Raw genomic sequence first — 13,828 nt, forward strand, 5'->3', positions numbered from 1 at the left:
GCGTGCCCGTGCGGGTCAGTCCGTGCGGGTCAGAGGGTGCGGGTCAGACGGTGCGGGTGCGCGGCAGGAGCCGGACGGGCGGGAGCGGCGGCGCGGGGATGCGCACGTCGTGCCCCTCGACCGTCCCGAACCGCGGGGCCGCGGCCTCCCAGTCCTCGCGGGCGGCCGCGATCTCGTCGTGCGTGCGGCCGGCGAAGTTCCACCACATCACGATGTCCGACTCGAACGGCTCGCCGCCGAGCAGGAACAGCAGGGCGCCCTCGGTGCTGGTGACCTCGACGTCCGTGCGCGAATCGCCGAGGTACACCAGGGCGTTGCGCTGCATGGCGTGCTCGGACAGCGCGGCCTCGCCCTCGACCAGCAGCAGCGCGTGCTCCCACTCGGACCGCAGCGGCAGGCGCACGGTCGACCCGGCGGGCAGGACGACCTCGGCGCCCACGATCGGGGTGTGCACGGTCGCGGGGGAGCGCGTCGCGGCGAACTCGCCGAGCACGACGGTCGCCGTGGCGTCGGGCCCCTCGGTCGCGGGCAGCTCGACGGTCGGCAGGTCGGTGTGGCGTTCGAAGCCGCCGTCGCCGTGCCGCGCCGACTCGGGCAGCACGACCCAGAACTGCAGCGCGTCGAGCGGGATCGGGTCGTCGCCGACGGAGTACTCGGAGTGGGAGATGCCGTTGCCGGCCGTCATCAGGTTCAGCTGCCCGCGGCGCAGGTCGGCGTCGCTGCCGAGCGAGTCGCGGTGACGGATCTCGCCGACGAGGGGCCAGGTCACCGTCTGCAGTCCGATGTGCGGATGGGGTTCGACGCGCATGCGGGTGTCGGCTGGTCCGAAGCGGTCGAGGAAGCACCAGGCGCCGATGGTCGGCAGGTTGCGGTGCGGGAGCACGCGCAGCACCGTCATGCCGCGCACACCCCCGAGCGGCACGTCGCGGGGCTCGAGGACGAGGCGGCGCTGCCCGATCATTCCGCCCGTCCGGTGGGATCGTCGTCGGAGCCGCCGGCGGACTCCCGCGGAGCCGACTCGTGCTGCGCCGACTTCTCCTGCGCCGACTTGTCCTGCACTGCGGCGTCCGGTGCCGCCGCGCCCTGGACCTCGGCGGGACGCTGGGGCCAGCGGATCTCGGCGCCGGGCACCTCGTGCGTCTGCAGGTACTTCGCGATGTAGGGGCACAGCGGCACGATCGCGTCGCCGCGCCCCGCCGCGTCGGCCAGGGCCTCGGCGGCGAGCTTCCCGGCGAGCCCCTGGCCCTGGAACGCCGGGTCGATCTCGGTGTGGATGAAGCGGATGGCGCCCGGCCTCAGCTGGAACTCGGCGAACCCGGCGAGCACGTCGTCGGAGCGGATCTCGTAGCGGGAGGCCTCGTCGTTGCGGGTCACGGAGATGTCGGTCATCGGGTGCTCCTTCGGGGTCTGGGTCCAACCTAACCCCGGTCGCGGTGGTGGGGACGGCCGCTGCCCGTGTCGGCCGGGGTCGTTACGCTGGAGGCATGCCGCAGACTCCCCGTGACCCGTACGAGGATCTGCCCTACGCCGACGAGCCCTGGGGCGACGGGTGGGAGCCGTCCGCGCCGCCGGAGCCGATGGACTGGGAGCCGCAGGGCGCGGGGTTCGAGCCGCCGCTCGACTGGGGTCCCGGTCCCACCACGCCGGTGACCGCGTCCCGTGCGCCGGCCGCGCCGGCCGTGCGCCGCGCGACGCCGAGCCGCTTCCCGACCGCCCGCGAGGCACTGCACACGGTGTTCGGCTACGACGACTTCCGCGGCGATCAGGCCGCGATCGTCGAGCAGGTCATCGGCGGCGGCGACGCGGTCGTGCTCATGCCCACCGGTGGCGGCAAGAGCATCACCTACCAGGTTCCCGCGCTCGTGCGCGAGGGCACGGGCCTCGTGATCAGCCCGCTCATCGCCCTCATGCACGACCAGGTCGACGCGCTGCGCGCCAACGGCGTCAAGGCCGCGTACCTCAACTCCACGCAGTCGATCGACGAGCGCCGCGAGGTCGAGCGGGCCTACGTCGCGGGCGAGCTCGACCTGATCTACGTCGCCCCCGAGCGGCTGTCGAACGCGAACACCACGGCCCTGCTGCAGCGCGGCACCCTCAGCGTGATCGCGATCGACGAGGCGCACTGCGTGTCGCAGTGGGGCCACGACTTCCGCCCCGACTACCTCGCGCTGGGCGACCTGGGCGACCGATTCCCCGGCGTGCCGCGCATGGCGCTCACGGCCACCGCGACCCGCGCCACGCACAAGGAGCTGACCGAGCGGCTGCACCTCGACCGCGCGCAGCACTTCGTCGCGAGCTTCGACCGCCCGAACATCCAGTACCGCATCGTCCCGAAGGTCGACTCCCGCACGCAGCTCGTGCAGTTCATCCGCTCGCAGCCCGAGGGCGCGGCGGGCATCGTGTACGCGCTGAGCCGCAAGTCGGTCGAGCAGACCGCGACCGCGCTGGCGGCGAAGGGCATCGACGCGCTGCCGTACCACGCGGGGCTGCCGGCCGAGGTGCGGGCCGCGAACCAGTCGCGCTTCCTGCGGGAGGACGGCGTGGTGATGGTGGCGACCATCGCGTTCGGCATGGGCATCGACAAGCCCGACGTGCGCTTCGTGGCGCACATCGACCTGCCCAAGTCGGTGGAGGGCTACTACCAGGAGACGGGTCGCGCGGGTCGCGACGGCGAGCCGTCGGTGGCGTGGATGGCGTACGGCCTCGGCGACGTCGTGCAGCAGCGCCGGCTGATCGACCAGAGCCCCGGCGACCGCACGTTCAAGATGCGCATGGGGCAGCACCTCGACGCGATGCTCGCGCTGTGCGAGACGGTCGAGTGCCGACGGCAGAACCTGCTCGGGTACTTCGGCCAGGAGTCGCAGCCGTGCGGCAACTGCGACACGTGCCTCGACGACACCGAGACGTTCGACGGGCTGATCCCCGCGCAGAAGCTGCTGTCGACGATCGTGCGCCTCCAGCGCGAGCGCAATCAGGCCTTCGGCGCCGGGCACCTGATCGACATCCTGCGCGGCGCCTCGACCGAGCGCATCCGCCAGCAGGGGCACGACCGCCTCGCCACGTACGGCATCGGCGGCGATCTGTCCGACCAGGACTGGCGCAGCGTCGTGCGGCAGCTGCTCGCCCGCGGCATCCTCGTGGCGCAGGGCGACTACGGCACGCTCGCGCCGGGAGAGGCCGCGGCCGGGGTGCTGCGCGGCGAGACCCCGGTGCCGCTGCGCAAGGACACGATCGGCCGCGCGACCTCGACCCCGCGTGCCCGCAAGGCCAGCGCCGCGGACGCCCTCGATGCGGGCGACCGGGAGCTGTTCGAGGCGCTGCGGGCGTGGCGGGCCGAGACCGCACGCGAGCAGGGGGTGCCGGCGTACATCGTGTTCGGCGACGCCACGCTGCGCGCCCTGGCCGAGCACCGCCCGGCGTCCGCCGCTGACCTGGAGGGCATCACCGGCATCGGCGCGAAGAAGCGCGAGGCCTACGGCGACGGGGTGCTCGCGGTCATCGCCGCGAATTGAGGCCCGGCTGTCGCGAGCCGACAAGCCGGACGGGGCGCGACCCCCGAGGCTCTTGGAGGAAGGGGACAGCGGAGTTCTCCCCGGTTTGTGGCACACCTACCATGGAGGCACCGTCACTTCTCCGAGGAGGAACCCCCATGGTCGACGCTGCCGTCCGTCCTTCCACCACCCCCGACGAGCCCCGTCGCGAGACGGAAGCTCCGCGCATCGATGTCGCCGCCGTCACCGACGCCCTGATGGGCACCTGGGCCGACGTGCGCCGTGAGGCCCGCGAGATGATCAAGGATCCGGCGTTCTGGCGTCAGGACGAGCTGGGCAAGGACGAGCACCGCGAGCGCGTGCTCAGCCAGCTGCACCTGCTGGTGGAGAACAAGGCCGTGCACCGCGCGTTCCCGAAGCGCTTCGGCGGCGAAGAGAACAACGGCGGCAACATCGCCGGGTTCGAGGAGCTCGTGGCCGCCGACCCCAGCCTGCAGATCAAGTCGGGCGTGCAGTGGGGTCTGTTCGGCTCGGCGATCCTGCAGCTCGGTACGGCGGAGCACCACGAGAAGTGGCTGCCCGGCGTGATGGACCTGTCGATCCCCGGCGCGTTCGCGATGACCGAGATCGGCCACGGCTCCGACGTCGCGGCGGTCGGCACCACCGCGACCTACGACCCGGAGACGGAGGAGTTCGTCATCCACACGCCGTTCCGCGGCGCGACCAAGGAGTACCTCGGCAACGCGGCCCTGCACGGCATCGCGGCGACCGTGTTCGCGCAGCTCATCACGAACGGCGTCAACCACGGCGTGCACTGCTTCTACGTGCCGCTGCGCGGGGACGACGGAAACGACCTGCCGGGCATCGGCCGCGAGGACGACGGTCTCAAGGGCGGGCTGAACGGCATCGACAACGGACGGCTCTCGTTCGACCGGGTGCGCATCCCGCGCACGAACCTGCTGAACCGGTACGGCGACGTGGCCGCGGACGGCACCTACACCAGCGCCATCGACAGCCCCGGCCGCCGCTTCTTCACGATGCTCGGCACCCTGGTGCAGGGGCGTGTCTCGCTCGACGGCGCCGCGTCCTGGGCGTCGGCGCTCGGCCTGTACATCGCGGTCACCTACGCCACCCAGCGCCGCCAGTTCGACGGGGCGGACGGCCAGGAGGTCGTGCTGCTCGACTACGGCAAGCACCAGCGCCGCCTGCTCCCGCGGCTCGCGACCACGTATGCGCAGATCTTCGCGCACGACGAGTTCCTCCAGAAGTTCGACGGTGTGTTCTCCGGACGCACCGACACCCCGAGCGACCGGGAAGACCTGGAGACGCTCGCCGCGGCCCTCAAGCCGCTGTCGACCTGGCACGCGCTCGACACGCTCCAGGAGGCGCGCGAGGCGTGCGGCGGGGCGGGCTTCATGTTCGAGAACCGGCTCGTCGGCCTGCGGCAGGACCTCGACATCTACGTCACCTTCGAGGGTGACAACAACGTGCTCCTGCAGCTCGTCGGCAAGCGGCTGCTGACCGACTACGCCAAGCAGTTCCAGGGCAAGGACGCGGCGTACCTCGCCCGGTACGCCGTGGGCATGACCGCGGGGAAGGTGTTCCACGGTGCGGGCCTGCGCCAGCTCGGCCAGGCCGTCAGCGACTTCGGCCAGGTCGCCCGTTCGGTGGAGCGCGGGCTGCGCGAGGAGCAGCAGCACGACCTGCTCGCCGGCCGCGTACAGCAGATGGTCGCGGACATCGCCGGGCGGCTGCGCGCCGCCGGGAAGGACAAGACGCTCGGCGCCGAGCTGTTCAACCAGAACCAGACCGAGCTGATCGAGGCCGCCAGGGCGCACGGCGAGCTGCTGCAGTGGGAGGCGTTCACCGACGCTGTCCACGCGATCGACGACCCGGAGACGCGGAAGGTGCTCACGTGGCTGCGCGACCTCTTCGGTCTGCAGCTGATCGAGAAGCACCTGGCGTGGCACCTGATCCACGGACGCCTGTCGACGCAGCGCGCCGCCGCCGTGTCCAGCTACATCGACCGGCTGTGCGCCCGGCTGCGTCCGCACGCGCTCGACCTCGTCGACGCGTTCGGGTACGAGCCCGAGCACGTGCGCGCGCCGATCGCGAGCGGGGCCGAGAAGCAGCGTCAGGACGAGGCCCGCGCCTACTACGCCGATCTCGCGGCGTCTGGTCGGGCGCCGATCCAGGAGAAGGTGCTGAAGAAGCAGAAGCGCTGACGCGGTTCGCCGTTCACCACCCCTCGATCCCGCCCGGATCCGCCGCGATCCGGGCGGGATCGTCGCGTCCGGCGCCGTGTTCTGAGGAGGTGGGAACGGGCGTAGTCTCGGCAGGTACCGACCAGAGGAGCACCATGTCGTCCGTCATCGCCTACGCCGCCCCCGCCGAGGCCGCCCCGCTCGAGAAGACCGTGATCGAGCGGCGGGAGCTGGGGCCGCACGACATCCTCATCGACATCGCGTTCGCGGGCATCTGCCACTCCGACATCCACACCGTGCGCGGCGACTGGGGCCCGCAGCAGTACCCGCTGGCACCGGGTCACGAGATCACCGGCACGGTCGCGGCGGTGGGCTCCGAGGTCACGCGTCACGCCGTGGGCGACCGCGTGGGCGTGGGGTGCCTGGTGAACTCCTGCGGCGAGTGCCGGCAGTGCCGCCGCGGCGAGGAGCAGTACTGCGAGAACGGCGCCATCGGCACCTACGGCGCGGTGGACCGCGACGGCACGATCACCCAGGGCGGCTACGCGCAGCAGGTCGTGGTGACCGAGGGATTCGTGCTGCGCATCCCCGACGCGCTGCCGCTCGACGCCGCGGCCCCGCTGCTGTGCGCGGGCATCACCACGTATTCGCCGCTGCGGCGCTGGAAGGTCGGCCCCGGCACGCGCGTGGCAGTGGTGGGCATGGGCGGACTCGGGCACATGGGAGTGCAGATCGCGCACGCGCTGGGTGCCGAGGTGACCGTGCTGTCGCAGACCCTGTCGAAGCAGGACGACGGCTTGCGGCTCGGCGCCGACCGCTACTTCGCCACGAGCGACCGCGAGACGTTCCGCGAGCTGCGCGGGTCGTTCGACGTGATCCTCAACACCGTGAGCGCCGCGATCGACCTGCGCTCCTACCTGGGGCTGCTCGACGTGGACGGCACGCTGGTGTGCGTGGGCGCGCCGCCGGAGGCCCTGTCGGTGAACGCGGGCTCGCTCATCGCGGGGCGTCGCTCGATCGCCGGGTCGAACATCGGCGGCATCAGGGAGACGCAGGAGATGCTCGACTTCTGCACCGAGCACGGCATCACCGCGCAGATCGAGGTCATCCCCGCGTCGGCGATCAACGAGGCGTACGAGCGCGTGCTCGCCTCCGACGTCCGCTACCGCTTCGTGATCGACGCCGCCACCTTCGCCGCCTGACCGCCTCCCGATCCCGCGCGACAGCTGCGTGCGGGATCGGAACCGCGCCGCGGAGCGGTCGGGGAGGCCCGCCTTCCGATCCCGCATCCGGCGCGGGTGCGTGTCGGCGGTCGCCGGTAGCGTCGAGTCATGACCTCCCTCCTGATCGGCCCCGACCTCCGCGCGCGCTGCGCGTGGGTGGGCGACGACCCCGAGTACCGCCGCTATCACGACGAGGAGTGGGGCACCGCACTGCACGGCGACCGGGCGCTGTTCGAGAAGATGGCGCTGGAGGGGTTCCAGGCCGGGCTCTCCTGGATCACGATCCTGCGCAAGCGTCCGCGGTTCCGCGAGGTGTTCGCGGGGTTCGAGCCGGAGGCGGTCGCCGCGTTCGACGAGTCCGATGTCGAGCGGCTGATGGGCGACGCCGGCATCATCCGCAACCGCGCCAAGATCGAGGCCACGATCGGCAATGCGCGCCTCGTCCGTGCGATGGCGGAGGGGGAGCTCGATGCGCTCATGTGGTCGTTCGCCCCGCCGGCGACCGGCGCCCGGCCGAGCTCGTTCGCCGAGGTCCCGGCGGTGACGCCGGAGTCGACCGCGCTGAGCAAGGAGCTGCGGCGCCGGGGCTTCCGGTTCGTCGGACCGACCACGATGTACGCCCTGATGCAGTCCGCCGGGATGGTCGACGACCACATCGCGGGGTGCTGGCGGGCGTAGCTCCGGCCGAGTGGGGAGATCTCCCCATCGAGCGATATTCTGCGACGTGGTTAGGATGTAGCAGTGTTCCGTGGGCCGTCGTGCCGCGGTGGAGTCAGTGTGAGACGACCCTGGGGGGGAACCGGGTATGAAGGCGTTGTCGTGGATGCGCGCGCGACCCAAGACGCTGGCGTCCGCCGCCGGGGTCACGGTGGGTGTGATCGCCCTCACCACGATGGCCTTCACGTATGAGGGCTTCCCCACCACCAAGGTCGACCTGAACGACGGCGGCGTCTGGATCACCAAGACCTCGAGCCTGCTCGTCGGGCACTTCAACCACGAGTCGACGATCCTCGACGGCGGGCTGCGCACCACCAGCGAGGACTACGACATCCTGCAGGACGCGGCGAACGTGCTGGTCGTCGACGAGAGCGCGTCCACCGTGACCGCGGTCGACCCGGCGCGCGTCTCGCTCGGCGACTCCGCCCTCATCCCCTCCACCGCGAAGGTCGCGCTCGGCGCGAACACCGCGGCGATCCTCGACCAGGACTCGGGCGACCTGTGGGTCGTGCCGGTCCGGGGCATCAACGCGTTCGAGATCGAGGCCGCGGAGCCCGTGGTCGAGCTCGGCGACGACTCCGACGTGACGGTCGCCCAGGACGGCACCGTGTTCGGGCTGTCGGGCGAGCGCGGCGAGGTCGTCACGGTCCCGGTCGACCCCGAGGGCGCGCCGCTCGACCCGTCCGCCGCGTCGGTGGGCGAGCTCGACCTGTCCGAGCGTCCGTCGATCACCGCGGTCGGCCGCACCCCGGTCGTGCTCGATGCAGCCGCCGGCGTCGTGACGAGCCCGGGCGGCTTCCGCACCGAGGTGCCGGGCGCGGCCGACGCCGTGCTGCAGCACGCCTCCGCCGAGACCGACGCGGTCGCCCTCGCCACGCCCTCCGCGCTGGTGCGCGTGCCGTTCGACGGCGGAGAGCCCGAGGAGACCTCGGCGGGAGCCGACGGCACGGCCGCGGCGCCCGTGTGGCTCCGCGGCTGCACGTATGGCGCGTGGGCGGGCTCGGCCACGTTCATCCGCGAGTGCCCGGGCGATGGCAACGACGTCAACGCCCCCATCGACGGCGCGGAGGACTCGTCGAGCCTCACGTTCCGCGTCAACCGCGACGTGATCATCCTCAACGACGCGGTCGGCGGCGCCGCCTGGCTCGCGAACGAGAGCCTGCAGCGCGTCGACAACTGGAACGACCTGACCCCGCCCGAGGGCGAGACCGAGAACCAGGACGACTCCACGGAGGAGACGGTCGAGACCACGCTGCCCGAGCGCAGCGAGGAGAACACCCCGCCCATCGCGGAGGACGACTCCTACGGCGTGCGACCGGGCGCGACCACGCTGCTGCCGGTGCTCGACAACGACAACGACCCCGACGGCGACGTGCTGGTCGCCGCGCTGGCCGAGGCGCAGCCGGGCATCGGCACGGTGCAGCCCATCAACAACGGCGGGGCGCTGCAGATCGCGGTCGACGAGAAGGCGTCGGGCACGGCCAGCTTCACGTACGAGGTCGACGACGGCCGCAAGGGCAAGGACACCGCGGTCGTCACCCTGACCGTGCGCGACTGGAGCGAGAACGCCGCGCCGGAGCCCAAGCGGAAGACCTCGCTGGCGGTGGAGACCGGCGGCACGATCTCGTACAACATCCTCCCCGACTGGATCGACCCCGACGGCGACGACATCTACCTCAAGGAGGTCATCCCCGCGCCGGGCGACGAGGTCGACTTCAGCCGCGACGGGCAGATGACGTACAAGGCGACCGCGAGCCTGCAGGGCCGCAAGGACGTGATGGTGACGGTCGCCGATGCGACCGGCGAGTCCACGTCCGCCACGATCGCGCTCGACGTGCGCCCGCAGGGCTCGACCAACCCGAAGACCAACGCCGACCACGTGGTGACCCGCGCGGGGGAGCAGATCACGGTCGCCCCGCTCACGAACGACACCAGCACGAGCCGGGAGCAGCTGCGCCTGAGCCGCGTGCTCGACACCGCGGGCGCCACGATCCAGCCCGACTTCCCCAACAAGACCTTCACGTTCCTGGCCCAGAACCCGGGCGTTTACTACGTGCAGTACCAGGTGACGACGGGGCCGAAGAACGGCGAGGGGCTCGTGCGCGTCGACGTGATGCCCGAGTCCGAGACCGACCTGCCGCCGGTCGCCGTGCGCGACGTGGCACTGCTGCCCACCGGCGGCGACGTGCTGCTGGGCGTGCTCAACAACGACACCGACCCCGCCGGCGGCATCCTCGTGGTGCAGTCCGTGTCGATGGACCCCAGCACGGGCATCTCGGTGTCGGTGCTGAACCACGAGACCCTGCGCATCACCGACCAGGGCGCGCTCGACGAGCCGGTGCGCATCGGCTACCGCATCTCGAACGGCTCGAAGTCGGCCGACGGCGAGGTCGTGGTCATCCCGATCCCCGCACCCGACGAGATCCTGCCCCCGATCGCCAACCCCGACACGGCGACCGTGCGCGCGGGCGACGTCGTGACGATCCCCGTGCTCGACAACGACTCCCACCCGAGCGACGACGTGATGCACGTCGAGCCGGAGCTGGTCGAGACGGTCGACCCGGAGGACGGCGAGGCCTTCGTGTCGCAGGACGAGGTGCGCTTCAAGGCGGGCACCGAGCCGAAGACCGTCTACCTCACGTACGAGGTGGCCGACTCGCGTCAGCAGAAGGCCGCCGGCTACGTCACGATCCAGATCCTCCCGGTGGACGTGGAGAAGAACGCCGCCCCGCGTCCGCAGGACCTCACGGCCCGTGCGCTCGCCGGCAGCGAGGTGAACATCGCGGTGCCGCTCGACGGCATCGACGCCGACGGCGACTCGGTCGAGCTGCTGGGCATCGATTCGAGCCCGCGCAAGGGCCGCATCACGACCGTCGGACCCAACTACTTCACCTACGAGGCCGGCTCCGAGTCGTCGGGGGTGGACACGTTCACCTACCGGGTGCGCGACCGCCTGGGCAAGGAGGGCGTCGCGACGATCCGCGTGGGCGTCGCTCCGGCCGAGCAGATCAACCAGCCCCCGTACGCCGTGAAGGACGCCGTGGTCGTGCGGCCCGGCCGCGAGATCGCCGTCCCGGTGCTCGCCAACGACTCCGACCCCGAGGGCGACAAGGTCTCGCTCGTGAAGGACGGGCTCGAGGTGCCGGAGGGCCTGGAGGGCCGCGTCTCGGGCGACCGCGTGATCGTGAAGGTGCCCGACCGCGAGATGGAGACGTCGCTGCAGTACACGGTGAGCGACGCCCGGGGTGCCACGGCCACCGCGACCCTGCAGATCACGGTCGACGAGGACGTGCCGCTGCAGGCGCCCGTCGCCCGCGACGACCGGCTCCAGCCGTCCGACCTGAAGGACGGCGGGCTCTCGGCCGACCTCGAGATCCTCAAGAACGACGAAGACCCGGACGGCACCAAGGACCGGCTCGACGTGGAGGTGGGCGCGGGCGGCACGCTGCTGGAGAACGGCAAGGTGCGCGTCACCGTCACCGACGAGCTGCAGCTGATCCGCTACACCCTCACCGACCCGGACGGCCTCCAGGCGTCCGCGTTCATCTTCGTGCCGTCGCGCGACGGCCTGCGCCCGACTCTCACCTCCACCAAGCCGGTCGAGGTCGTCAGCGGCGAGACCAAGGACCTGCCCCTGTCGGAGTACGTCACGGTCGCGGGCGGCGGCGACGTGCGCATCACCGAGAAGGCGAAGATCAGCGCCAACAACGCGGACGGCTCGGACCTGCTCAAGGACGCGAGCACCCTGGTCTACACCTCGGCGCCCGGCTACTTCGGCCCCGACGCGCTCACGTTCGAGGTGACCGACGGCGACGGACCGGACGACCCCGAAGGGCGCAAGGCCACGCTGAGCATCCCGATCAACGTGCTGCCGCCGGAGAACCAGCAGCCCACGTTCATCGGCGGTCAGGTCAACGTCGCCCCGGGTGAGGATGCGACCCCGCTCGACCTCGCCGCCCTCACCGACGACCCCGACCCGGAGGACGAGGGCAAGCACGAGTACTCCCTCGTCGGCGGAGACGGCAAGGGCATCTCGGCGCGCATCGACGGCGACCGGCTGCTGGTCGAGGCGTCGTCGAACGCCAAGAAGGGCACCAGCGCCTCGCTCACGATCCGCGTGTCCGACGGCGAGACCGAGCCGATCGAAGGCACCGTGACCGCGACCGTCACGGCCTCCACACGGGCGATGCCCGCCGCCAACACCGACACGATCTCCGAGGCCGACGCCGGGAAGACCATCACGGTGCCGGCGCTCGCGAACGACTTCAACCCGTTCCCGGAGACCCCGCTGAAGATCGTCGGCGCGGTGACCGAGTCCGGTCGCGGCGAGGCCTCGTTCACCGAGGACGAGGTGCGCGTGACCCCGGCCGAGGGCTTCGTCGGCACGCTGGTGGTGCGCTACCGCGTGCAGGACGCGACGGAAGACGTGGACCGCGAGGTGAACGGACAGATCGTGGTCACGGTGCAGGACGTGCCGGCGGCCCCGGGCACCCCGGTCGTGACGAGCGTGCAGGACCGCACCGTGGTGGTGTCGTACTCGGCCCCGTCGAACAACGGCGCCGAGATCACGAAGTACACCGTGAAGTCGGTCGGCGGCGGCGCGTACTCGAAGGAGTGCGCCTCCACCACCTGCACGCTGGACGGCCTGACCAACAACGTCGAGTACACGTTCCAGGTGACCGCGACGAACCGCGTCGGCGAGTCCGAGCCGTCGGGCGTCTCCGAGGTCGCGCGTCCCGACGCCCGGCCGGACACCCCGAACCCGCCGACCCTCGACTTCGGCGACAAGTCGCTCAAGGTCGCGTGGACGACGCCGACGACCCCCGGCTCTCCCGTCGAGCGGTACACGCTCGAGATCTCCCCCGCGCCGCCCTCCGGCATCACGCAGAAGGAGGCCACGGGCAACTCGCTCACGTGGGAGGGGCTGGAGAACGGCTCGAACTACCAGGTGCGCGTGCAGGCGCACAACCGCGCCCCCGACCCGTCGAGCTGGAGCGGCTGGTCGGCCTCCGAGATCCCCGCGGGACCCCCGCTCGCGGCCGGCGCTCCCTCCACGAAGGAGCTCGAGCCGGTGTCGGGCCAGGCGCAGATGCTCGTGAGCTGGAACCCGCCGGACAAGAACGGCGACGCGATCCGCGGGTACGAGCTCCAGGTGATCTCCGGAGGCCAGACGGTCCGCACCCTCACGCCGGGCGCGCAGGCGAACAGCCAGGCCGTGACCGTGCCGACGTCGGAGTCCGCGTACACGTACCGCATCCGCGCCTACAACAAGGCCGGCTGGGGCGAGTGGAGTGCGCCGTCGGCCCCGCGCCGCGGTGTGATCGCGCCCGGAGCGCCGACCAGCCTGACGGTCACGGCCGAGCTCGACAGGGCGCTCGACATCTCCTACCGCCAGGGCTCGCGCAACGGCGCCAAGGAGAGCGAGGTCACGTACCAGTACCGGCTCAACGGCGGCAACTGGAACACCCTCTCCGGCACCCGCATCGGCGGTCTCACGAACGGCCAGAACTACCGCATCGAGGTGCGGGCGGTCGCGACCGTCGACGGCGTCACGTACGCCGGGGCCGTGTCGAACTCCGCGACAGGGAACCCGTACGGTGCACCGCGCCAACCCGCCGTGGACGCCATCGGTGGCGCGACCCAGGTGGAGCTGCGGTGGAACGCCAGCGGCTCCCCGAACGGCCGCGACATCAAGGTCGTGCAGATCAGCATCGACGGCGGCGGCTGGGAGAACGTCGGCATCTCCGGTTCGCGCACGGTCGGCAACGGCTACAACCAGGGCCACAGCATCCGCGTGCGCGCGCAGGACGCCGCGGGGCAGTGGACGCCCGAGAACTCGGCATCGGCGAGCTCCGGCCCGCCGCCCGCGCCGCGCGCCTGGGTCAGCCGAGGCACCGCGGGCAACTGGCCGGGGCAGTGCACCGACGGCACCTGCGCCAAGTTCGTCGTCAACACCCAGAACTTCCCCGCCGGCACGTACCAGGTGTGGTGCAACAGCACCGCGCCGACCGCGGGACCCCGGTTCGCGGGCGGCAGCAGCTGGTACATCCCCGCCAACGGCGCGGTCGAGCTCGGCTGCTTCCACGGCATGGGCGGCCGCGGCTACGAGGTCTGGGTGACCATCGGCGGCACCGACTACGAACGACGCCCCTGGTAGCGGGCACCCCTTCCCCCGAGAGAGCACAGGACAACC

Annotated in this window: 7 protein-coding genes; 5 read left to right on the plus strand and 2 right to left on the minus strand. The window is 71.7% G+C overall.

From position 1 onward, the window contains the following. Positions 1 to 43: 43 nt before the first annotated feature. Together KV394_RS07685 and KV394_RS07690 are read right to left on the minus strand one after the other, a co-directional pair. The gene (locus KV394_RS07685; RefSeq protein WP_247982723.1) at positions 44 to 961 is read right to left on the minus strand and encodes a pirin family protein; all 918 of its coding nucleotides are present in this window, start codon (positions 959 to 961) and stop codon (positions 44 to 46) included. Beyond that, positions 958 to 1,389, minus strand: a complete 432-nt coding sequence (locus KV394_RS07690; protein WP_247982724.1) for a GNAT family N-acetyltransferase — start codon at positions 1,387 to 1,389, stop codon at positions 958 to 960. The genes KV394_RS07685 and KV394_RS07690 overlap by 4 nt, the downstream gene beginning before the upstream one ends. 95 nt (positions 1,390 to 1,484) lie before the next feature. Here KV394_RS07690 and recQ point away from each other — a divergent pair, with 95 nt between their 5' ends. From recQ to KV394_RS07715, 5 genes are all read left to right on the plus strand, one after another. Continuing rightward, positions 1,485 to 3,512: a DNA helicase RecQ gene (gene recQ, locus KV394_RS07695; RefSeq protein ID WP_247982725.1), complete on the plus strand. Its 2,028-nt coding sequence runs from the start codon at positions 1,485 to 1,487 to the stop codon at positions 3,510 to 3,512. Positions 3,513 to 3,649: 137 nt separating this feature from the next. Further along, positions 3,650 to 5,716, plus strand: a complete 2,067-nt coding sequence (locus tag KV394_RS07700) for an acyl-CoA dehydrogenase family protein (protein WP_247982726.1) — start codon at positions 3,650 to 3,652, stop codon at positions 5,714 to 5,716. Positions 5,717 to 5,850: 134 nt separating this feature from the next. Next, positions 5,851 to 6,897 (plus strand): NAD(P)-dependent alcohol dehydrogenase, encoded by a 1,047-nt coding sequence (locus KV394_RS07705; protein ID WP_247982727.1) that lies wholly within the window; start codon positions 5,851 to 5,853, stop codon positions 6,895 to 6,897. Between the two features lie 129 nt (positions 6,898 to 7,026). Continuing rightward, positions 7,027 to 7,596: a DNA-3-methyladenine glycosylase I gene (locus KV394_RS07710; RefSeq protein ID WP_136030094.1), complete on the plus strand. Its 570-nt coding sequence runs from the start codon at positions 7,027 to 7,029 to the stop codon at positions 7,594 to 7,596. A 145-nt stretch (positions 7,597 to 7,741) separates the two neighbouring features. Continuing rightward, entirely contained in the window at positions 7,742 to 13,792 is a 6,051-nt protein-coding gene (locus KV394_RS07715) for an Ig-like domain-containing protein (RefSeq protein ID WP_247982728.1), read from the plus strand. Positions 13,793 to 13,828: the final 36 nt, after the last annotated feature.

The organism is Microbacterium sufflavum, assembly GCF_023101165.1.
Lineage (GTDB): Bacteria > Actinomycetota > Actinomycetes > Actinomycetales > Microbacteriaceae > Microbacterium > Microbacterium sufflavum.